The organism is Flammeovirga sp. SubArs3 (assembly GCF_947387565.1).
Lineage (GTDB): Bacteria > Bacteroidota > Bacteroidia > Cytophagales > Flammeovirgaceae > Flammeovirga > Flammeovirga agarivorans.
The window spans coordinates 1,132,848-1,154,649 of record NZ_CANDOA010000002.1; the positions used below are offsets into that span (position 1 = coordinate 1,132,848).

Here is a 21,802-nt window from a genome sequence, read left to right on the forward strand (position 1 = left end):
AATAAAAAACACCCCGCACATTTCTATACGAGGTGAAATAACGTTTTGAATTAGATCTTAGAACTCTTTCATTCTAATAAGACCCGATATAAGAAAATGTGTGATAAATAGTTTTCGCATTATTAATCATCCATCTTCATTTGAGTTAGTTTTTTTTAAATAGTTAGTAAACTTATGATTCGTTAAGCACAAGTATCTTACAGATGGAAAATAATTGCGTTTAATTATAATGTAATGTTAACAACTTTAAATATTGATTCAAAGTGTATTGAGAAATAAATGGGTGTTAGTATGTAAATTTAGATGATTGATAAAATGAAGGGGTTTAATTGTGAAATTTGTAATGAATTATAAACTAGTTAGAAAAAAAGAAGTCACTTATTTTCTAGTAATAAATGACTTCTATTTATGAAAAAATGTTAATTATCATCCAATTTTTTCAACTTTAAATTGACTCTTCTCCATGGCTCTTTTCTTTTCTCTAAGTTTAAGTAATTTTCCTTCTTTATGATGTTTGAAGTAATTGACTCTAAGTTTAAGAGCTAATGGAACAAAATATAATGATGTTATAATAACACAAAGTAGTAATAGGTCATTAACATATAAATTAGCAACCAATGTCGTTGTAAGGAACAATATTGATGCAAAAATAATTATTGCACTTGAAGCTGCATGTGATAAACCTGTTCTAATTAGGATATGATGTATATGTTTTTTATCAGGTGAGAAAGGTGATCTGCCTTCAAATACTCTAATTGTAAAAATTCTTAGAGTATCAATAAAAGGGTAAATAAATAAAGCAATAGCTACGCTGATAGGATCTTGTATCTTGTAAATATTTGAAGTGGCTAATTGATGGTCAACATTGATAAATAATATGAGAGAAACAGAAATAAAGAAACCTAGTAATAAAGCTCCTGTGTCTCCCATGAAGATACTAGCCTTACCCCAATTGTAATATAAGAATCCAATACAACCACCAAACATCGATATCATTAACACAGCTAAAGAATGTTCACCAATTAAATAAAACCATCCTCCAAGACATAATGATATTAAAGCTGCAATACCTCCAGATAAACCATTAATACCATCGATTAAGTTAAAGGCATTAGTCAATGCTATAATCACAAAAATAGAAAAGGCATAACTCAACCATTGAGGAAAGTATATTTGTGGAACTAGAGTGTATAATGAGTCTATATGTATATCACCTAATACAACAACTACTGTAGATGCCATAATTTGTATATATAACTTATTCTTTGGACTCATTTCTAACATATCATCTCTAACACCCATAAAGAAAATAAGAATGATACCAAAGAACATGTACCTGAGTTCTGAAGCAACTTGGGCTGGCATCCAAAGACAACAACTTAAAATAAATGCAAGAAAAATACCTACTCCACCCATAGCTGGTATAAGCTCAGTATGAACCTTTCTACCACCTATATCATCAAAAACATTTCGTTTAGAAATAACTTTTCTGACTTCAGGAACAGCAATTAATGCAATAGTAAGTGAGGTTAAAAATGCTAATAAAATTCGAAGCATAATAATTTAAGTTGTTTGTTTAATGAGAACAAGCATCAAGCCAAAATATCAATATTTATTGAAAAAGAATCTTAAGGCAAAGATAGTTATTTGTTAGTAAGTATTTGTCATTAATAAAAAATAAAGCACTTAATTTTTATTAAGTGCTTTATTTTTTAGCGTTCAGCAAGAACATCTACGTTTTTGATAAAGTCTTGATAGGTAAGTGATATTCCTTCTTTTAATTCTACTTTATGTTTCCAACCCGCTTGATGTAATTTAGAAACATCCATTAGCTTTCTTGGTGTACCATCGGGTTTTGAAGAGTCCCAAACTAATTCACCTTCGAATCCTACAACTTCCTTTATAGTTTCAGCTAATTCTTTAATGCTTAAATCTACGCCTGTTCCTACATTTACAAATTGTTTTCCATCATAGTTTTGCATCAAGTAAAAACATGCTTCAGCTAGATCATCTACAAACATAAACTCTCTTAAAGGAGATCCTGAACCCCAAACTTCAACTGTTGGAGCATTATTCACTTTTGCTTCATGAAACTTCCTTAAAAGGGCCGGTAAAACATGAGAATTTTTAGGGTGATAGTTATCATTATAGCCATACAAGTTTGTAGGCATTGCTGAAATAAAGTTACAGCCATATTGATCTCTATAGGCTTCACACATTTTTATGCCAGAGATCTTTGCTATTGCATACGGTTCATTAGTAGGCTCTAATGTGTCAGTAAGTAAATATTCTTCTTTTAATGGTTGAGGAGCCATTTTAGGATAGATACATGACGAACCTAAAAACATTAACTTCTTTACTTTATGAACATAACTTTGATGGATTACATTATTTTGGATCATCAGATTTTCATAAAGAAATTGTCCTCTATAAACATTATTAGCAAGTATACCACCTACTTTAGCGGCTGCTAAAAAAACATAATCAGGCTTTTCTTGCTCAAAAAATGATGCAACAGCTTGCTGATCAGTGAGGTTTAATTCTGAGGATGTTTTTGTGACAATATTAGAAAATCCTTCTTTATTTAATTTTCTAACAATTGCAGAGCCTACCATCCCTCTATGGCCAGCTACATATATTTTTGATTTCTTTTCCATGATGTCTTTACTCTTTAAGCGTTCTAAATCATCAAAAGCTCACGAAATAATCCATGAGCTTTTGATGATATCATAAATATAATGATATTTTATTCGTATTGATTTAGAATATCATGTCCACCTTCCTTCAAGTATTTATCCTTCTTAAATAACTTAAGATCAGATTGCATCATATCTTTCACTAACCCGTCTAAATCAAACTCTAATTCCCAACCTAATTTTTCCTTAGATTTAGTTGGGTCACCAATCAATAGATCTACTTCAGTAGGGCGGAAGTATTGAGGGTCAACCTTTAATACAACTTGTCCAACTTCAACTTGATATTCAGGGTTGTTACATGACTTAATTTTTGCAATCTCTTCAACGCCTTCCCCTTCAAATTGTAATTCAATACCAACTTCAGCAAATGACATCTTTACAAAGTCTCGTATAGTAGTTGTTACACCAGTGGCAATAACAAAGTCTTCTGCTTTATCCTGTTGTAGGATTAACCACATTGCTTTAACATAATCTTTTGCATGTCCCCAATCTCTTTTTGAGTTTAAGTTACCAAGATAAAGAGTATCTTGAAGACCTAAAGCAATTTTTGAAACAGCTCTAGTAATTTTACGCGTAACAAAAGTTTCCCCACGAATAGGAGATTCATGATTAAATAAAATACCATTACAAGCATACATATTATAAGCTTCACGGTAATTTACAGTAATCCAATAGCCGTACATTTTAGCTACTGCGTATGGAGAACGAGGATAGAAAGGAGTAGTTTCTTTTTGAGGTACCTCTTGTACCATACCGTATAATTCAGAAGTTGAGGCTTGGTAAATCCTTGTTTTTTCAGTTAAACCTAATAATCTAACAGCTTCCAAAATCCTAAGAGTTCCTAATCCATCAACATTACCAACATATTCTGGAGTGTCAAAACTTACACGCACATGAGACATTGCTCCTAAGTTGTAAATTTCATCAGGCTGAACCTCTTGGATGATACGCGTTAAGTTCATTGAATCAGTAAGGTCACCATAATGTAATTTTAATTTTACATTTTCTTCATGGGGATCTTGATATAAATGATCAATTCTGTCTGTATTAAACAAAGATGAACGACGTTTGATACCATGTACTTCGTAACCTTTTTCCAGTAATAGTTCTGTCAAATATGCACCATCTTGTCCTGTGATGCCTGTAATTAATGCTTTTTTCACTTTGTTTAAAATTTATGATTTAAAAAAACTGAGTAACTTTTGATAGATTTTTTAATATAAGAGTTGATAGCCCCCCTACATTATTATTGTTTAAGGCCCAATAATCTTCTTTTAATTTCTTCCAAATAGCCTTAATATTTTGATTGCTTGCTCCCCCAATTCTCATTTTTACCATTGTAACAGGCATATAAGTTGATGATATCTTGTATTTACCAAAATATCGGAGAATTAACTCATAATCTGCTGCTATTCTTAAGTTAGTATTATAGAGACCATATTTTTTATAACACTCATTTTTTAAATACAATGTTGGGTGTGGTGGCATCCACCCTTTACTTAACTTGCTAAAGGTGAAATCAGAGCTTATCCAATTCCTAATAATTTTATAGGGGTTATCAGCATTTACATAATGTAAATCTCCATATACTGCATCTACTTTATTTCTTTTAAAAGTTTCAACTAACTGGCTAATAACATAAGTTGATGCGAAAAAGTCATCAGAATGCATAAACCCTACTACATCACCAGTAGCATGTTTAATTCCTTTATTTAGAGCATCATAAATCCCTTTGTCAGGCTCTGAAATAAATGTGTCAATTCTTTTTCCATATGACGATACCATGTCAACAGTGCCATCTGTCGAACCTCCATCGACAATAATATATTCGATATTTGAGTAATCCTGAGATAACACAGAATTGATTGTTTGTTGGAGTGTTTCTTTATTATTATATGAAGCTGTTATTATAGAAACTTTCATAAAAAAATAGATTTATACTGTAAGTTGAGTTTCAACTTTTTCTTTAAAATATTCTAAAGTTCTTTTAAGTCCTTCTTCTCGTCCTACTCTAGGCTCCCAATTTAAAATTTCTTTAGCTCTGGTAATATCAGGACGACGTTGTTTAGGATCATCTTTAGGTAAGTCTTGATAAATAACTTTACTTCCCGAATTGGTAAGTGAAACAATTTCTTCGGCAAATTCTTTTATGGTAATTTCTTGTGGATTACCAATGTTAATAGGTTGATGTTCATTAGATAAAGTAAGTTTGAAAATACCATTTACTAAGTCATCGACATAACAGAAAGACCTTGTTTGTGAGCCATCACCGAAAACAGTGATATCTTCACCTCTAAGTGCCTGTGACATAAATGCTGGTAATGCTCTACCATCATTTAATCGCATTCGAGGACCGTATGTATTGAAAATTCTTACCATACCTGTATTTACGCCGTGGAAGGTATGATACCCCATTGTAATGGCTTCTTGAAAACGTTTTGCTTCATCATATACACCTCTTGGCCCAATTGGATTTACATTACCCCAATAACTTTCAGGTTGAGGGTGTACATTTGGATCTCCGTATACTTCAGAAGTAGAAGCAATAATAAACCTTGCATTTTTTACTCTTGCTAAACCTAATAGGTTATATGGTGCCAATGAACCCACTTTTAGGGTTTGTATTGGCATTTCCAAATAGTCTATTGGGGAGGCAGGAGAGGCAAAATGTAATATATAATCAAGGTCTCCAGAAACGTGAACAAATTTTGTAACATCATGATGAACGAATTCAAAGTTCTTATTTCCAAAAAGGTGAGAGATATTTTCTTCGCTACCTGTTAAGAAGTTATCCATGCCGATAACATAGTAACCTTCTGATAAAAACTTATCACATAAATGTGATCCTAAGAAGCCTGCAGCTCCTGTGATTAATACTCTTTTCATTATTGATTTATTAAACGTTTCCTGATTTTTACTGCAGGATTTCCTTGATATATACTATATTTCTCTAAGTCTTTATTTGCTACAGAATTTACAGCTAAAATAGAATGACTTCTGAGAGTAACACCTGGGCATACTACCGATTTAGCTCCTACCCATGTACCTTCTTCTAATGAAATAGGACCTATGATGAGGTCAAAAGTAGATCTTTTATAGTTATGATTTCCACAAAGTAATAATGCACCTTGAGAAATACATACATTATCTTTAATAACTACTTCAGCAAGGTTGTCAATCCAAACATTTTCTCCAATCCATACGTCATTACCAATCGTTAACTTCCATGGGAATTTAATATTTACTGATGGCTTAATCATTACCCCATTACCTACTTGAGCACCAAAAAGACGTAAGATTATGACTTTAATACTAGAAATTGGGTTGTATGAGTTTTTTAGAAAGAGTAAATTACAGAAATACCACAAAACTTCAATAAACTTATTCTTCCCTCTGTGAAAATTTGAATTTTTAAAGTTTTTTAATTGAACTTTTACTGACATATTTTTAGTTAAAAAGGTCTAAATATTTTTCTCTAAAATGAGCTGATTCGATGAAATTACAAGCTAATGTTCTTGCACTTTCTTTCCGTGTTAGCCATTGTTTATTTGTTTCGTGTGCTAATTTTAAAAGAGTATTTTCCCATATTGAAGTTTCGAGATCCAATGTATAACCGGCATTACCTAAATTTTGCCATGGGGTGTTTTTACTAATGCAAATTGGAATACCGTTACCAAGAGCTTCAAATATAGCATGACCAAAATTTTCACCAAAAGTAGGTAGTATAAAAAGATCATAAGATTGTAATTTTAGATCAACTTCCTGGGGAGTTATGCTACCGTTAAAATTAACTTTAATATTGGCAGGAAGATTAGAAATTGCTCTTTTTAGTTCATAATAATATTCACTTTCTTTAATTGGACCGAATATATCATAAGTAATATTTAATTTTAAATTTTTTAAACTATTGATAATAAGAATATGATTTTTTTTTCTAGCGATAAGACTAATAGTGATAAGTTTTAACCTATCATTTTCCTTTTTATTACTTGTAAGTTTGTTGCTTAGCCTAGGAATATTTGATATAATATCGACCTTTTTACCTTTTCCTATATATTTTTCTATGTCTTCCTTTTCAACTTTATCAGTAGCATGCCAAGAAATATTTTTCTTTTTAAAAAAAGGTCGTAAAATTGCCAAGTATAGTTTTTTTTTAGTGCTTTTTAGAGCTAAGGCACCTTTTTGTAACATTCCTCTAGGAGCAACAATTACTTTTTTCTTTAAAAATATAGCAGCCATTAAGGGATAAATAGTATATACAAGAGAAAATATTCCTTGAATGTATATAATATCAGCTGAGCTTTTTTTAATTAAACTATAAATTATTTTATATTTTTGAAAGTTTTTATCAGCATAAAATACTCTGCTTTTATGTTCAAATTCTACCCATTGGTTTTTTTTTATATTTAATTTTTTTCCATCAAGGTCATAGCAAGTGGTATAAATAAAAAAATCAACATCATTTTCTAATAACTGTACTAAGTTAGTACATGATTGTATTGGTCCACCTGCTTTAAAAGCAGGTGAAAAAAAATCATAAGAAAGAAATACTTTAGGTTTATACATTTTCTATTTCTTTATATAGGTTTTCATATTGTTTTGCAATGGCATGTATATCATATCTTAAGACATTTTCTTTTCCTTTTATGATAAGTTCTTCTTGTAGCATAGGAGAATTTATTATTTTAATAATACATTCTCTAATATTCTTAATAGAATATGGGTCAACCAATAGAGCACCTTCTCCTGTAATATCTTTCATTGGAGATAAATTACTTGTAATAACAGGGATACCAATTGCTTGAGCTTCTAAAATAGGCATACCAAAACCTTCATATGTTGAAGGAAAACAAAGAAGGTTGGATGTATTGTATAGTTCTAATACTTTGTTGTATGGTAAATTATAAAAGTTATTTATGTTTAATTTCAATGAATTAACTAACTTTTGTTGGTTATCAGATAATTTACCTATTAAATTAATTTCTAAATCAAGCTCTTTTACACTTTCAAAAATACGTTCTATGTTTTTATTCTCCTTTGTTCCAATAATTAACAGAGTAAAAGTTTTCTTTTTTTTTATAAAATTACTCCTACATAATTCTAAATCAATAGGATTAGGTATCACAATAATTTTCTCTTGTGCCCAAGGGATAATTTCTAGAACTTCTTTTTTTGTAAATTCGGAGATAACTGTGATTTTCTTAACATAAAGAGAAGGAATCCAAAACCAAAAAATTTTAATTAAGGTTTTTTTTATGAAATTCCCTTTAATAATAGAGTATACATCATGAATTGTTAAAATAGTTTTTTTGCCTAATGCAGGTATGATATAATGTATGTCACCTGTAACATGATTTAAAGTATTTTTAAATTTTAAACAAAATAAGAAGTTAAGAATAATAGCTTTAATAGAAGCTCCATTATAAGGTAACTCAACCGTATTAATTTCAGAATAGTTGATAGATATAGTTAGTTTTTGAAAGAGCTCTTCTATACTAAATGCTGAATTACTTTTTTTTCTAAATATTAGATTCATGTATTTGAAAGTTTAAATTTATTAATAAAAAATAATAAAAAATAAACAAATAATATTGATTTAATTAAATGGTTTAAAACTACGACTAATTCAGTTTCAGCTTTTATAACTTGTAAAAAAACTAATGGTAGAAGAAATACCCAAAGGGGATTTTTTAATGTGAATATTCTTATTTTATTCCAAATGAAACTAAGAAAAAAAGCCCAAAGTATTAGGGATAATATACCACCAAACTCACCAAAATTCGCGTAAAATTCACCTACAATACTTAGACCCATTGAAGTAGATTCACCTAATTGTAATCCAGTATATTTCATGAAGTTTTCTCTACCTCCAGCTATCTTTTTATTGGGGTTGAAAATTCTTGGTATCAAAGACGAAGTTATAGCATCATATATAGTACTACCATTTGCATAAGGTTGATTACTTGGTACATTATTCATTATAGCAGAAATAATCCAACCTTGGTTTAATCTAATATTTAAACCTTGAATATTTTCTTGGTCATCATAAAAACCGGTGTTGATTTTAGAACTAAAAACATCAATAAATAGCGAGATTTTATTGCCTGAATAACCATTCCATACGAGTTGCCGATAGTTTGATTTAACAGTTTGTATTATTATACCTAATAATATTCCTAAAATAATTATAGATAATTTAACTTTTAATGAAGGTCTAACTTTTACACACCAAAATATGAAATAAAAGATACTCCATAATATTAATTCATGGAACATCGCGGATGATAAAGCATGAATAACTAAATACCATATTATTCCTAATGCAGTTAATTTACTTCTTTTAGTTTCTGAAAAAATAAGAATTAATATTCCTACAAATTTTAATTGAGAAAATAAAAATATAACAAATTTCAAAGAATTAGGTACTACAAGTTTAAGGAAATCACTTAAAATGCCTATTATTATAAATTGAAACCCTAATTTAAGATACGGTCTGACATTAAAATTGATTTTAACTTCTTTTCTCAGTTTTAATAGAACAATTCCAAAAAAAAATACTGATGGTACAATAAATGACATATATCTATACTCATCTATGTACATGTGATATTTATAATGTCTAAATGAAGATAGATAACTATTTATTGGTCCAATTATCCATTGTAAACAACAAATTAATAAAAGTAGTTCAAGAATTGGTATTGATTTACCTAATTCTGTTATAAATTTCACAATAATAATTATTGTGAAAATCAAACCAAATATTGAAAATATATTCATTAATAAAAATTTAAAGAAGATTGATAAAAACCAACTTTTAAAGAGTATATTTATAATTTAATTTTGTGGAATATGAATTAACAACTGTCGTGATTATTATTTTTTAATATTATACTCTTATATATAAGAGTATAAGAAAGGTGATTTAAATTTTAAAATAAATTAATATTTGAATGATGTTAAGTATTATAGATTTTCAATTATTGTTTTTATCCGATTATTATAAACATGAGTGTCTGATTTGATTTTTTCTGAAAATAAATCGACTTCTTTTTGAATTTTATTAATATCTCGATTGACTTCGTAATAAGTGTTTATAATATCAGAAGAATTTTTGAAATAATAAATTCCTGTTTGGTTATTGAAAATTTCACGAACTTCATGACTGTCTTCATGAATCATAATTCCAGCTGCTGCAGGTATCTCAAATGTTCTCATATTATTAGAACCTATATTTTGTTCTCTTAATATATTAATGTTAAGCTTAGAATTACTAATAACCTTTAGGTATTCACTTTCATTTACTTGTGGGTGTATCGTTACATTTTTGATAGTTGGCCAACCAAAACCAAAAACATCTATTTTGATATTACCTTCAACTTTTTCTGCTAAATCAATTATTTGTTTAACACGTTTTTTATCAGAGTTACCAACAAACGTAATATCATAAATGTAATTATTAAGTTTTACTGGATATATTATTTGGGGATCTACTGCAAAAGGTAGATATAAAACTTTTTTAATTCCTTTTTGTTTGATCTTTTTAATTAAATTCTTTGACCAAATAAAATAACTATCATAATACGGTAATGACTTTTCTATATTATCTTTACATGATTGTTTATTAAAAGGATCATCAGGATTAAACCCTGAAATATTTACATCTTCTTGACTGATTTTTTTTAATATATTTTCATGTAAATCAGTTCCTTTGAAAATAAAGACATGAGTTGACTGATTTTTTTTAATACTTTTGATAAGTTTTTTATTCTGATATTTAAAAAATAATTTATTAATAAGAAAAATAGAAAATATTTTATTTAAATAACGATTGTTTGTTAAATTTTTAAATTCAAAAACAGAGAGATCGATCCCTTCTGCCAAAAATTCACGTAAAAAAGTTTCACCTAGACCTGTATAACTTTTTCTGTAATTTTGATATATGTATGTTAATTTCATTATTTTGTAGTTAATATATATACTTGTCTTTTTCCAGAGTGTGCACTATCTATACATACTAAGTCTCCATTATTATTAAACCTAGGGTGTAAGTCACATTTTAAATCAGAATCAATAAACTTATCCGGAACATTAAATTGCCCTAAAATTGTTTTCTCATTTTTTTTAATATCAAATAGCATTAGTGTTTGAATTTTATTCTCATCTGGATATGTATCGTTAACAAATATATGTTTTTTATTTGGGTGAAACATTGGGTGTCCATCTGATGTAATTAGATCTTTTCCAATAGTTCTTGTTTCTTTAGGTTCACTAGATAGGTTATAAATTTTATAAACTTCTTTAGTTATTTTACTTTTTAAGCTTGGTTTTAACTTTCTAATCAATTTTATAGTTTGTTTTGCAATTGGTAATGAAAAAATATTCTTTTTGTTCATTGTATTCAGAAATGATTTCGATGGTCGAGACCAAACCATAATATTCTCATTATCTATCCAATCAAAATGACTAAACTTTCCTTCCCCTATTAAATCATATTTCTTAGTTTCTATACTATAAACAAATAGTTTTGAATACAATGCTCCTTCTTTAGTATGAAACCTTTCAAAAAAACAAAATTTTGTGGCATTATGATTAAATGTTGCATGTGTGAAGAATCTATTTGCCGTATCATTTTTGGTTTTTAATTCAACAAATTCCTCAAATGAAAATAACATTTCTATTTTTTGAGAATCTAAATTCACAAGAAATATACCATCATCTTTAGGTGTTTTTTGATCAATTGAAAAGATATTATTAAATATTCCACTAACATAACCATATCCTTTCCAATACTTACCTAATCGATGAAAGTTATAAGTTAATGCCTTTTTACCGTCAAATGATATTGAGTAGATAGGAAATGGAAGATTGTATGAATCTTCTGTGTCATAATCATAAATTGTACAAATAAGTTTATTATCTTTTGAGGAGTTATATATTATCTTATTTGTATTGGGAAGCCATTGTAAACGAGATCCCTGTTGCCAATTCCAACAGTTTGTTTTTCCAACTACTTTTTCAATATTGGTTTTTGGGCACCAAATTACAATTTCAATATAATCATCTTTTGTTCTAATTTTGATGTCATCTTTTTCTGTTCTGTGTAGAGCAAGCAAGTTGTTTTCAGAATTCCATGGTGAGATATCATGAAACCCTACAAAATGAGCTTTTTGATTGTCAGTAGAATATATTATATTATTCATATATTAAGTGCATTTTTTATTTGTTTTACAATTTTATCAGGAGTGTAATCTTTAATGGCATTATAACCATTAGTTTTCATACATTCTAAGTCTGTTAAATTATTAGTTAATGATTGTAGCTGATGTTGTAAATTATTAGCATTATTAAAATCAAAAACATAGCCACTTTTTGCTTTTAAAACTAATTCAGGATACGAACCAACCCGGTTACTAGCTAATATTGCACATTTAAAATTTAATGCCTCATTTACAACCAAACCCCAAGTTTCTCCAAATTTAGATGGTAGACAAAGTATGTCAGCAATTTGATAAACTTCATGAATCTCTGATTGATTTATAAATCCAGCAAAATGTGTATTTGAATTAGCATCCGTTATTAATTTATCCTTTAAGTTACCATCCCCTACAAAAAGAAGACTCCATTTAGCTAAATTTAGATTGTTAAATGCTCTTTGTAAAATTAAAGGTTGTTTTTTTGAGATTAGCTTCCCACAGAATAGAATTACTTTGTGGTCTACAGGTATATTATATTTTTTTTTTAAAATATAATCATATGACTTATTATGATTATACTTCTCTTGTAAAAGTGCATTGTTTACGATATGTGGAGCAAATAATAATTTGTTGTCAGGAACATCATAAGTCTTATAATAATTATGATTTAATTCGCCAATGTATAAAAAATTATTTATAGTCTTAAAGAAAAATTTAAGCAATAATCTTTTGTGCAATTTAGGCTTATCAAATACATATGAAATATTACGAAGAATTATTTTTTTTCTTCGTAAGAAAGCTATTAGAATGCCTAAAAAATGCGTTAAATAACCGAATCCATGAAAATATACGGCATCATATTTATCAAAAGCAAGTGTTTTGATGATTTTTGGATTAAATATTGAGCCAAAATTCCCTAGAAAAAATAAAGGTTTATTTTCAAAGAATTTATGTTTATACCCATCAGTTAAAGGAATATCCCATTTAAAACTTATTCCAAAATCCTTGTCAAATGAGTTATTTTGACCATGATTTGTGCAAAATAAAACTTCACTATCTAATTTAGATTCTTTTTCTAGTTCTCTCCATATTGGTGCATGATACTGAATAGGATGTGAGACAACAACAATTATTTTTTTCATTTTTGACTTAATCATATTATAATTTAAAATGAAGAAAAATTTATAAGCAATAAACTCATTTATATTGTGAAATGATTCGTTGTGGAACTAAATACAAATGACTATGTTAAAAAATCAATAGTTTGACTAATTATTTTTTTACATGCTTCACCATCTCCATAAGGATTTGATGACTTACTCATATCAAAATAATATTTTTTGTTTGTTAATAACAAGCTTACTTCATCTACTATTCGGTCACAATTTGCACCAACCAACTTAACTGTTCCAGCTTCTACGGCTTCTGGTCTCTCTGTTGTATCTCGCATAACTAAAACAGGTACCCCTAGGCTAGGAGCTTCTTCTTGTACTCCTCCTGAGTCTGTTAAGATTAAATATGAAGCTGACATAATATTTACAAATTCCGGGTATGAGAAAGGGGATGTCAGAGTTATATTATTAACCTGAGATAGATATTTGAATACGACATCTTTAACATTTGGATTTAGATGTACTGGAAATACAATATGTACTTGTTCATGTCTATTAGCAATAGTTTTTAATGCCTTACAAATACTTATAAAACCTTCACCTATGTTTTCTCTCCGATGTCCTGTAACAAGAATGATTTTTTTATCTTTTAGTGATTTTAATTTTAAACCATTATCGAAAGTAAGTTCATTATTTGATTTTAATTTATTTTTTGTTAGAAATAATGCATCAATTACAGTGTTTCCAGTTACAAAAATTTTTGACTTTTCTGTATTTTCTTTAATTAAAGATTTCTTTGCATTTTCTGTTGGGGCAAAATGTAAATTTGCCAAAACACCATTTATTTTTCTGTTTGCTTCTTCGGGGAATGGAGATAATAAATTATTTGTTCTTAGGCCTGCTTCAATGTGTGCAATTTTAATTTGATGATAAAAAGCAACAAGTGATGAAACCATTGAAGTTGTTGTGTCACCATGTACATATATTAAATCAGGTTTATTATTTAAGAAAAGCTTGTCTAGTCCTAAAATGATTTTTTGACTTAAGCTTGACAAAGTTTGGTTTTTTGTCATTACATTTAGTTCAAAGTCAACTTTAATCTTGAAGAATGTAAATACTTGTTTTAGCATTTCTTTATGTTGTCCAGTAGAAACAACTTTACAAATGAAGTTCTCATTTTTATTCAATTGTATAATTAAAGGTGCCATTTTAATTGCTTCAGGTCTTGTACCTAGGATAACAAAAACTGTAAATTTTTTCATGATTATTTTAAATTTTAACTAGCATATTCTATTAAAAAAATAGTATAAACAATCTTTAACTAAAGACTTGTACTTCTATTGTTTTTTTTAATCAAAATACATAAGCTCAAAAAATATTTTATAATAATTTGTTAATATTGTCAATTAAGCCCTGCTCAAATAAGTTGAAAGAAAAATTTAATTTGAACATTTTTTGTACATCATTATGGGATATCTCATTAAGTTTTCTAAATCCTTTACAGAATTGTATATTATCATCCATTTTGATTAGTTCTCCTAGATTTTCTTTATCTTTATATACATCAACTAATCCTGTCAACTGATGACCTAAAACAGGTATTCCATAAGACCAAAATTCATATAACTTATTTGGTGCACAATATTCGAAATTTTCGCTGGTATTTTTATAAAGAACCAAGCCTATATCTATTCTTCTGTAATAAGCATCGAGTTCACTATGGTTTATAAAACCAGTAACAGTAACATTTTTCCCTTTATAGTTTAATAGAAATTCTTCAATCTCTTTCGTAGAGTTTCCAATAAATAAAAAATGAAAATTTTCATTTAATTCGAACATCTTTTTTATCGCAATAAGGAATTCAGGTAAATAATCATTACCGCCTCCTAATCTTCCAACATGTGCAACTATTGTTACGTCTTGTGGTATATCATTTAAAACTAAAGCTTTATTTTGCTTCATTTCTTTGACATCACAAGTATTAGGTAAAATATAAAATGGTGCTTCTGTTAAAAGCATCTTTTTATAAAAAAGACATTTTCTGTTTTTTTCAGGAAATATGAATAAATCAGTTTTTTTTACCTTCTTTTTGAAGTATTTTAAAAGTAATATACTTACATAGTCTAGTTTTTTTTCTTCAATGACTTCAAATTGATGATATACAAATTTACTTTTTCGAGAAAACCCTAATTCACTCATGAAGAACAAAACACTTAAGATTTGAAAATCTGGAGTGTAATATATATGTTTATCATTTTGAAAACTTGAAAAAATAAACTTAAATATTATGTACAAATACTTATAAAACTTTATTAAAGTAGTTTGTTTTCTAAAGGCGTTGTAATCTTCAAAATTGTAGTAATGATCTATTTGAAGATTTTTAATGTCATCATAGTACTTATTATTTTTACCAAAAAACATTTCACATAACTCAATATTTTTGTTGCTTTTTGATAAAGCATTTATTATTTTTTTAAAAACTGGAATGCCTTGTGTTGTACTAATACTTAAAATTTTAATCATGTTTTTGTAGTTTATTTATATCAAAACTTTTTCAAGTGAATAGCGGATGTTCAATGATATAAAATATATATTATTTCTATATTTTATTTTTAAATTTATATAAAAATAATTTAGGTTCTTTCAGACATAGAATTATTATATTTATTATAAATGAATATTTTTTCCTTTTAAGTTGAGATATATAAAAATTCCAACTTACTTCGTTTATCTTGTGTGATATGATCTTCTTTAAATTTGGTTGGAATTCGAGTAAGTATTCGAAATGTTTTGTAGTAGCTTTATAAAGTGTTGGAGAAAGGGGTTTTCTAGTAACACTATTTTCTTGAAGTCGATAAACAGCCATATTTTCTTCTAGACAAAAAGCTTTGCCGTACTGAAGTAGTGATAGCCATAATATTATATCCCCATGTATTACTCTATTATCTAACAATGGCTTAAAGACACCATTGTTATTATTTTTAAAAACAACAGAGGCTGTAGGTACAATAAAATTTTCTAATATTTCTTTAGAATTGTATTCTTTCTGTCTTAATAAATCATGACTAGTTCCATTTAATGGATTACCATCTAATATGCGTTGAACTTTATGAAAACAAATTGAATATTTATCATTTAATGTGAGAAAGTCAATCTGTTTTTGCAATTTTAGTGAGTCAGTCCAATAATCATCTCCTTCGCATAGGGCAATATATTTACCTTTACATGCTTTTAATGTTTTTATAAAGTTTGCCATCATTCCTAAGTTACCTTCAAACGGTAGTAGTTCTATTAACTCAGGATATTTGTTTTTATATTCTTCACAAATTTTTCTTGTATTATCGCTGCTTCCATCTTCACCTATCACTAATCGAATTGGAAAGGTCGTTTTTTGCATTATAATACCTTCAATTGCTTCTGCAATATACATCTCATGGTTGTAAGTAATCATACAAATTGAGACCATAAGTGTTGTTGACTCAAAGTTCATTGCAAATCGTTATAAAGGTAGATATTTGATTAAATCGTTCTTCCTTACTTTTAAATAAGTGGCAGGAATTCCAACATGTATTCCCCATGCTTGCAAATCTTTGTTTACTAAACTCAAAGCTCCAGTTACTGCTCCTTCATTAAGAGTAACACAGGGTAAAATGACAGTATTGGCACCAGCATGAGAAAAACGTTTAAAAGTTACTAGACCTCCTGTTACGTTTGAGTATTCTAACGGTACCATCGGACTTATCAAGTATAAACCACTAAAATCATCGCTTGCACTAAAAACTGTGCATCGAGGTGATAAACCAGTAAAGTCTTCCATCACAATACCCATTTTACCATATAAAGCTGAATATGCAGAAATATGAATATAATTACCTAAAGTAATTTTACCAGATAAAATACAAAAATCGTCAATCCTGACATTATTACCGATACTTATAGTTTCAGGACTATATATAGATACTTTATCAGATATTTGAACATTTTCTCCATAACTTTTGAGCCCAAGACCTTTTAGTTGTTTTCTTGTTAAAAATGACATGATTTAGGTTAATATTTTAAAGTTCTAATAATTAATCTACATATTAAATCTATTTCACTTGCTGTTAAATTGTAATATAAAGGTAAGCAAAGTATCCTAGTACAAATGTTATCACAAACTGGTGTTTCTGATTTTTCAACATATGGTAGTGTAGACAAACTAGGATAAAAGTAACGTCGTGGAAATATTTCGTGTTTCTCTAACTCGTTTTTTACTTTAAGACATATAGCTTCATTTTTAAAGATTATAGGATAGTAGCTATAGTTATAAATAGTGTCTCCGGGGATTTCAGGCCGCATAAGCTCTTTTTTCAATAACCATGAATCATATCTTTTACTATCTTTTTCTCTTTTAAGAATAATATTATCCAAATAAGGTAAATTGGCTAACCCCATAGCAGAATGTAATTCTGAATTTTTTCCATTGATACCAATACCATAGAACTTTTCTGAGCCATTGTGTCCAAAATTACGCATGTGAGCTAAGGTTTTTAATACTTTGGCTTGTTTAGTGACAATTGCTCCACCTTCTATGGTATGAAATAGCTTGGTTGCATGTGTACTCAAAGTAGATATATCTCCATATGATAAAAGACTTTTTCCGTTATAGATTGTTCCAAAAGCATGTGCTGCATCATAAATTACTTTTAATTTATATTTTTTTGCTATTTTCTCTATAGCTTTTACATCACAGGGAATGCCATATACATGAGTAGCAATTATTGCAGTAGTGTTTTTTGTGATTTTATTTTCAATTGAAATAGGGTCAATATTCATCGTTTTCGGATCAATATCAGCATAAACAGGCTTACAATTCTCCCAAACTATTGCAGAACTTGTAGCCACGTATGAAAAAGGAGTTGTAATGATTTCACCCTTTAACTTCAATGCTTTTATTGCAAGTTGTAGGGCAATTGTACCATTGTTAACAAAAAGTAAATGATCAATTTTTAATTTTTCTTTTAAAGCTAATTCTAGTTCATTAACACAAGGGCCATTATTGGTTAGCCAGTTTCGTTTCCAAATATCATTAACATATTTCTGATATTCCTCTATAGGTGGTAAAAATGGTTTGGTAACGGGGATCATATAATTAACGTTTTAAGTGTTTTTTAATATTTAATTTATTCAATTCATTAAGTATAAAACTTAAACCTTTTACCTTCAATAGATAACTAATTCCGATAAAAAATATTGAATAAGAAGAACCCAATATTAATAGATCAATGAAATTATTAAAACCCAAGTATTCTTTTAAAGAAAATATAGCTCCACCTATTACTATAGATATTACTAAATAAGGTAAAGTTCTTTTGTAAAACCACCACTGAGTTACATTTATTTCACAAGAGGCATAAAAAATATTTGTTGCTACTGCCAATGCAGAAGCAATAATATAGGCTTTTAGGTAGGTTTCAAGCCCTTCTGTAAAAGCAAAGATGAAAGCAACCCCAAAGAATACTTTCTTGATGATTTCTAGGTAAAAAAAATCCTTCGAGTTTCCTTTTGCAGATAATACATTGACAAGGACAGCACTTAAAGGATAAACATATGCAGTTAATATTAATAATCTGAAAATAGGGATTGAAGGCGACCATTTTTCTCCAAATAAAAAAAGAATGAGATTGTCACCAGTCACAAATAATAAGCCGCTCAAGAAAAAAGCTAAAAAGCTTACTAAATGATATGTTTTGGAGACAGTATCCTTAAAGCGTATTTCATTATCTTGAATAATACTTAGAGCAGGTAGCATAACGCTCATAATACTACTTGAAGAATATTCAACAACATATTGGTTTAATGATCTAGCTCTAAAAAAGAAACCAAGGATTTTCTCAGAAAATAATTTGCCAATTATTAAGGTGTCTAATTGTCTAAATGTTGTATCTAACATACTGGAAAAGAACATTTTTAAACCAAAAGACCAAAGTTCTTTTAATGCCTTCCAAGAGAATATTAATTTTGGTCGCCACTTAGCCCTTATAAATAAATAACAATTATTAAATATTGGATTCAGTAGTGCTTGAACTACTAAACTCCAAACTCCATAACCAGAAAAAGCTAATGTTACTCCTATTATACCACTAATACTAGCAGCAATAATATTACCTTGTGTAGGAATATCATATTGTAGTTGCTTGCGAAGTCGCATTCTGATTACATTTCCAAATGATTGGAGAATGAAAATTGGGGACATGGCTTTAGTGATAATAATAAGCTCTTTATTATCATAAAAATTCCCAACGAATGGTGCTGATATAAACAGAATAATTGCTAAGAGGATTCCAATAGTTACATTAAAGAAAAAAACAGAGCCATAGTGTTTGTCTGTTACTTCTTTACGTTGAATAAGTGCAACACCAAGTCCCATATCCATCATACTAATTGAAATGGAAATAATTACATTCACCAAGGCCAAAAGTCCAAAGTCTTCAGGAGTTAATAGTCGAGCTAAAAATATAGAAATAATAAACCCAACAGACTGTCGAGTCATTTTGCCAATAAAATCCCAAGCAAATGCAATAGTACTTTGTTTCTTTAGTGATGACATTAATTGTGGTTATATATACCTTTAATATTATTAGAAAATTCTATAGAACAATGGATTAATCTGATTTTGATAACTTGTGCAAATACTTTCCATAACTTGTTTTTATTAATTGTTTAGAAAGTTTTAGGACTTGTTCTTTGTTGATAAAGCCTTGTTCAAAAGCTATTTCTTCTAAACATGCCACTTTTAACCCTTGTCTTTTTTCTATGGTTTGAATAAAACTACTGGCTTCAATTAATGAGTCGTGTGTACCAGTATCTAACCATGCATAACCTCTTCCCATCAATTCAACCTTAAGTTCTTTATTATCTAAAAAGACCTCGTTAACACTTGTGATTTCTAGTTCACCACGTTCTGAAGGTTTAATTTCATGAGCAATTTTTACTACATCATTTGTATAAAAGTATAACCCGACAACTGCGTAATTTGATTTTGGGGTAGTTGGTTTCTCTTCAATACTAATTACTTCCCCATTTTCATTAAACTCAGCAACACCATAGCGTTCAGGATCGTTCACGTAGTATCCAAATACGGTTGATTTACGTTGAGTTGTTACATTGTCTTTTGCTTTATGTAATAACTCAGTCATGCCATGACCATAAAATATATTATCACCTAAAACTAAGCATACGTCATCATTTCCAATAAAGTCTTTACCCAAAATAAATGCTTGTGCTAACCCATCAGGAGAAGGTTGTTCTATGTATGAAAAACTCATACCTAACTCTTCACCGGTACCCAAAAGCTTCTGGAAATTTGGTAAATCATGAGGCGTAGAGATGATTAAGATTTCTTTTATTCCTGCAAGCATTAGAACAGATACAGGATAATATATCATTGGCTTATCATAAATAGGCATTAATTGTTTAGAAACTCCCTTTGTAATAGGGTATAATCTAGTGCCTGAACCGCCTGCAAGTACAATTCCTTTCATGATGTTATTTTTGATATTGTAATTCGTAGTATTTTTGATAGTTACCAGATGTTACATTCTCTAACCATTCTTTATTATTTAAGTACCAATCAATGGTAATACTTAAACCTTGCTCGAAAGTAACGGATGGTTCCCAGCCTAACTCCTTATTGATTTTTGAGGCATCAATAGCATACCTTAAATCGTGTCCTGGTCTATCTTTTACATACGTGATTAATTGAGCAGAAGTGCCTTTAGGTTTATTTAATTTTTGATCCATCTGTTCGCATAAAACTTTGATAAGATCAATATTCTTCCATTCATTGAAACCTCCAATATTGTACGTCTCATGATCAACTCCTTTATGGTATACTAAATCAATTGCTCTTGCATGATCTACAACATATAGCCAATCTCTAGTATAATTTCCATCACCATAAACAGGAAGAGGTTTACTCGTTAGAATATTATTTATAAATAAAGGAATTAATTTTTCAGGAAATTGATTTTGACCATAATTATTAGAACAATTTGTTATTACATAAGGTATACCATAAGTTTCGCCATATGCTCTAACAAAATGATCAGAACTTGCTTTTGATGCTGAGTATGGAGAGTTAGGGTCATATGGTGTAGTTTCTTCAAATAACCCAGTTTCACCTAATGTACCATATACTTCATCAGTACTGACATGGTAAAATCTTTTTCCTTCCCATTGTCCTTTCCACAATGTTTTAAAAGCATTAAGTAATACCATTGTACCCAAAATATTTGTTTTAGCAAAGGCTAATGGGTCAGTGATAGAACGGTCAACATGAGATTCAGCGGCAAGGTGAATTACACCATCAAATGAATATTGGTTAAAGATATTATTGATGAAATTTTCATCAGTTATATCACCTTTTAAGAAAGTGTAATTTTCCTTATTTTCAATATCTTGAAGGTTTCCAAGATTTCCTGCATAAGTAAGTTTATCAAGATTGAATATTTGATATTCAGGATATTTATTAACCATTAATCGGACAACATGAGATCCGATAAAACCTGCACCTCCAGTAATAAGTATTGCTTTCATTTTAAATTTTTTGTTATTCAGGTTTTCCGATGTTATAAACATTGAATCCAATCTCTTTTAATGCTTCTTTATCTAAGATATTTCTACCATCAAAAATATTTCCCGGTTTTAATACTGTAGAATGGATTTTTTCCCAATCATACGTTTTAAATTCATCCCATTCTGTTAAGATAGCAATAGCATGTGCATCTTGAGCTGCTTCGTATGGATCATTGACTAC

General features: G+C 28.9%; 21 protein-coding genes. All 21 read right to left on the reverse strand.

Annotated features, from left to right (window positions below):
• Positions 1 to 426: 426 nt before the first annotated feature.
• Complete coding sequence (locus tag QL232_RS09110) at positions 427 to 1,557, reverse strand: MraY family glycosyltransferase (protein ID WP_168881191.1); 1,131 nt, start codon at positions 1,555 to 1,557, stop codon at positions 427 to 429.
• A 155-nt stretch (positions 1,558 to 1,712) separates the two neighbouring features.
• Positions 1,713 to 2,657, reverse strand: coding sequence for a GDP-L-fucose synthase (locus QL232_RS09115; RefSeq protein ID WP_281613881.1), 945 nt, complete (start codon positions 2,655 to 2,657; stop codon positions 1,713 to 1,715).
• 89 nt (positions 2,658 to 2,746) lie between these two features.
• Positions 2,747 to 3,859 (reverse strand): GDP-mannose 4,6-dehydratase, encoded by a 1,113-nt coding sequence (gene gmd / locus QL232_RS09120; RefSeq protein WP_281613882.1) that lies wholly within the window; start codon positions 3,857 to 3,859, stop codon positions 2,747 to 2,749.
• 19 nt (positions 3,860 to 3,878) lie between these two features.
• On the reverse strand, positions 3,879 to 4,619 hold the full coding sequence (locus QL232_RS09125; RefSeq protein ID WP_281613883.1) for a glycosyltransferase family 2 protein: 741 nt from the start codon (positions 4,617 to 4,619) through the stop codon (positions 3,879 to 3,881).
• A gap of 12 nt (positions 4,620 to 4,631) precedes the next feature.
• Positions 4,632 to 5,582: a UDP-glucuronic acid decarboxylase family protein gene (locus QL232_RS09130; protein ID WP_281613884.1), complete on the reverse strand. Its 951-nt coding sequence runs from the start codon at positions 5,580 to 5,582 to the stop codon at positions 4,632 to 4,634.
• Entirely contained in the window at positions 5,582 to 6,139 is a 558-nt protein-coding gene (locus tag QL232_RS09135; RefSeq protein WP_281613885.1) for a WcaF family extracellular polysaccharide biosynthesis acetyltransferase, read from the reverse strand. The genes QL232_RS09130 and QL232_RS09135 overlap by 1 nt, the downstream gene beginning before the upstream one ends.
• Before the next feature lie 4 nt (positions 6,140 to 6,143).
• Complete coding sequence (locus tag QL232_RS09140) at positions 6,144 to 7,262, reverse strand: glycosyltransferase (RefSeq protein WP_281613886.1); 1,119 nt, start codon at positions 7,260 to 7,262, stop codon at positions 6,144 to 6,146.
• The gene (locus tag QL232_RS09145) at positions 7,255 to 8,232 is read right to left on the reverse strand and encodes a glycosyltransferase family 1 protein (RefSeq protein WP_281613887.1); all 978 of its coding nucleotides are present in this window, start codon (positions 8,230 to 8,232) and stop codon (positions 7,255 to 7,257) included. The genes QL232_RS09140 and QL232_RS09145 overlap by 8 nt, the downstream gene beginning before the upstream one ends.
• The gene (locus QL232_RS09150) at positions 8,229 to 9,428 is read right to left on the reverse strand and encodes a hypothetical protein (RefSeq protein ID WP_281613888.1); all 1,200 of its coding nucleotides are present in this window, start codon (positions 9,426 to 9,428) and stop codon (positions 8,229 to 8,231) included. The genes QL232_RS09145 and QL232_RS09150 overlap by 4 nt, the downstream gene beginning before the upstream one ends.
• Positions 9,429 to 9,662: 234 nt before the next feature.
• The gene (locus QL232_RS09155; protein WP_281613889.1) at positions 9,663 to 10,655 is read right to left on the reverse strand and encodes a glycosyltransferase; all 993 of its coding nucleotides are present in this window, start codon (positions 10,653 to 10,655) and stop codon (positions 9,663 to 9,665) included.
• A complete protein-coding gene (locus tag QL232_RS09160; protein ID WP_281613890.1) occupies positions 10,655 to 11,899 on the reverse strand; it encodes a hypothetical protein in 1,245 nt (414 codons plus the stop codon). The genes QL232_RS09155 and QL232_RS09160 overlap by 1 nt, the downstream gene beginning before the upstream one ends.
• On the reverse strand, positions 11,896 to 13,035 hold the full coding sequence (locus QL232_RS09165) for a glycosyltransferase family 4 protein (protein ID WP_281613891.1): 1,140 nt from the start codon (positions 13,033 to 13,035) through the stop codon (positions 11,896 to 11,898). Before QL232_RS09165 ends, QL232_RS09160 begins: the two co-directional genes overlap by 4 nt.
• Positions 13,036 to 13,136: 101 nt before the next feature.
• Complete coding sequence (gene wecB, locus QL232_RS09170; RefSeq protein ID WP_281613892.1) at positions 13,137 to 14,267, reverse strand: UDP-N-acetylglucosamine 2-epimerase (non-hydrolyzing); 1,131 nt, start codon at positions 14,265 to 14,267, stop codon at positions 13,137 to 13,139.
• A gap of 118 nt (positions 14,268 to 14,385) precedes the next feature.
• Positions 14,386 to 15,528, reverse strand: a complete 1,143-nt coding sequence (locus QL232_RS09175; RefSeq protein ID WP_281613893.1) for a glycosyltransferase — start codon at positions 15,526 to 15,528, stop codon at positions 14,386 to 14,388.
• A gap of 76 nt (positions 15,529 to 15,604) precedes the next feature.
• Entirely contained in the window at positions 15,605 to 16,495 is an 891-nt protein-coding gene (locus QL232_RS09180; RefSeq protein ID WP_348646730.1) for a glycosyltransferase, read from the reverse strand.
• 9 nt (positions 16,496 to 16,504) lie between these two features.
• Complete coding sequence (locus QL232_RS09185; RefSeq protein ID WP_281613894.1) at positions 16,505 to 17,044, reverse strand: hypothetical protein; 540 nt, start codon at positions 17,042 to 17,044, stop codon at positions 16,505 to 16,507.
• A gap of 8 nt (positions 17,045 to 17,052) precedes the next feature.
• Positions 17,053 to 18,132: a DegT/DnrJ/EryC1/StrS family aminotransferase gene (locus QL232_RS09190; RefSeq protein WP_281613895.1), complete on the reverse strand. Its 1,080-nt coding sequence runs from the start codon at positions 18,130 to 18,132 to the stop codon at positions 17,053 to 17,055.
• Between the two features lie 4 nt (positions 18,133 to 18,136).
• Positions 18,137 to 19,594 carry a lipopolysaccharide biosynthesis protein gene (locus QL232_RS09195; protein WP_281613896.1) on the reverse strand — a complete coding sequence of 486 codons (1,458 nt, stop codon included), beginning with the start codon at positions 19,592 to 19,594 and terminating at the stop codon, positions 18,137 to 18,139.
• 55 nt (positions 19,595 to 19,649) lie between these two features.
• A complete protein-coding gene (gene rfbA, locus QL232_RS09200) occupies positions 19,650 to 20,528 on the reverse strand; it encodes a glucose-1-phosphate thymidylyltransferase RfbA (protein ID WP_281613897.1) in 879 nt (292 codons plus the stop codon).
• 4 nt (positions 20,529 to 20,532) lie between these two features.
• Positions 20,533 to 21,582: a dTDP-glucose 4,6-dehydratase gene (gene rfbB / locus QL232_RS09205; RefSeq protein WP_281613898.1), complete on the reverse strand. Its 1,050-nt coding sequence runs from the start codon at positions 21,580 to 21,582 to the stop codon at positions 20,533 to 20,535.
• A gap of 13 nt (positions 21,583 to 21,595) precedes the next feature.
• Positions 21,596 to 21,802 (reverse strand): UDP binding domain-containing protein (locus QL232_RS09210; protein ID WP_281613899.1); only part of this gene is annotated, 207 nt, incomplete at its 5' end.

Excerpts from the sequence above, each read along its gene's own strand:
- QL232_RS09110 (WP_168881191.1), bottom strand. The coding sequence starts at position 1,557 with ATGCTTCGAATTTTATTAGCATTTTTAACCTCACTTACTATTGCATTA.
- QL232_RS09115 (WP_281613881.1), bottom strand. The coding sequence starts at position 2,657 with ATGGAAAAGAAATCAAAAATATATGTAGCTGGCCATAGAGGGATGGTA.
- QL232_RS09125 (WP_281613883.1), bottom strand. The coding sequence starts at position 4,619 with ATGAAAGTTTCTATAATAACAGCTTCATATAATAATAAAGAAACACTC.
- QL232_RS09130 (WP_281613884.1), bottom strand. The coding sequence starts at position 5,582 with ATGAAAAGAGTATTAATCACAGGAGCTGCAGGCTTCTTAGGATCACAT.
- QL232_RS09135 (WP_281613885.1), bottom strand. The coding sequence starts at position 6,139 with ATGTCAGTAAAAGTTCAATTAAAAAACTTTAAAAATTCAAATTTTCAC.
- QL232_RS09140 (WP_281613886.1), bottom strand. The coding sequence starts at position 7,262 with ATGTATAAACCTAAAGTATTTCTTTCTTATGATTTTTTTTCACCTGCT.
- QL232_RS09145 (WP_281613887.1), bottom strand. The coding sequence starts at position 8,232 with ATGAATCTAATATTTAGAAAAAAAAGTAATTCAGCATTTAGTATAGAA.
- QL232_RS09155 (WP_281613889.1), bottom strand. The coding sequence starts at position 10,655 with ATGAAATTAACATACATATATCAAAATTACAGAAAAAGTTATACAGGT.
- QL232_RS09160 (WP_281613890.1), bottom strand. The coding sequence starts at position 11,899 with ATGAATAATATAATATATTCTACTGACAATCAAAAAGCTCATTTTGTA.
- QL232_RS09165 (WP_281613891.1), bottom strand. The coding sequence starts at position 13,035 with ATGAAAAAAATAATTGTTGTTGTCTCACATCCTATTCAGTATCATGCA.
- wecB (WP_281613892.1), bottom strand. The coding sequence starts at position 14,267 with ATGAAAAAATTTACAGTTTTTGTTATCCTAGGTACAAGACCTGAAGCA.
- QL232_RS09175 (WP_281613893.1), bottom strand. The coding sequence starts at position 15,528 with ATGATTAAAATTTTAAGTATTAGTACAACACAAGGCATTCCAGTTTTT.
- QL232_RS09180 (WP_348646730.1), bottom strand. The coding sequence starts at position 16,495 with ATGAACTTTGAGTCAACAACACTTATGGTCTCAATTTGTATGATTACT.
- QL232_RS09185 (WP_281613894.1), bottom strand. The coding sequence starts at position 17,044 with ATGTCATTTTTAACAAGAAAACAACTAAAAGGTCTTGGGCTCAAAAGT.
- QL232_RS09190 (WP_281613895.1), bottom strand. The coding sequence starts at position 18,132 with ATGATCCCCGTTACCAAACCATTTTTACCACCTATAGAGGAATATCAG.
- QL232_RS09195 (WP_281613896.1), bottom strand. The coding sequence starts at position 19,594 with ATGTCATCACTAAAGAAACAAAGTACTATTGCATTTGCTTGGGATTTT.
- rfbA (WP_281613897.1), bottom strand. The coding sequence starts at position 20,528 with ATGAAAGGAATTGTACTTGCAGGCGGTTCAGGCACTAGATTATACCCT.
- rfbB (WP_281613898.1), bottom strand. The coding sequence starts at position 21,582 with ATGAAAGCAATACTTATTACTGGAGGTGCAGGTTTTATCGGATCTCAT.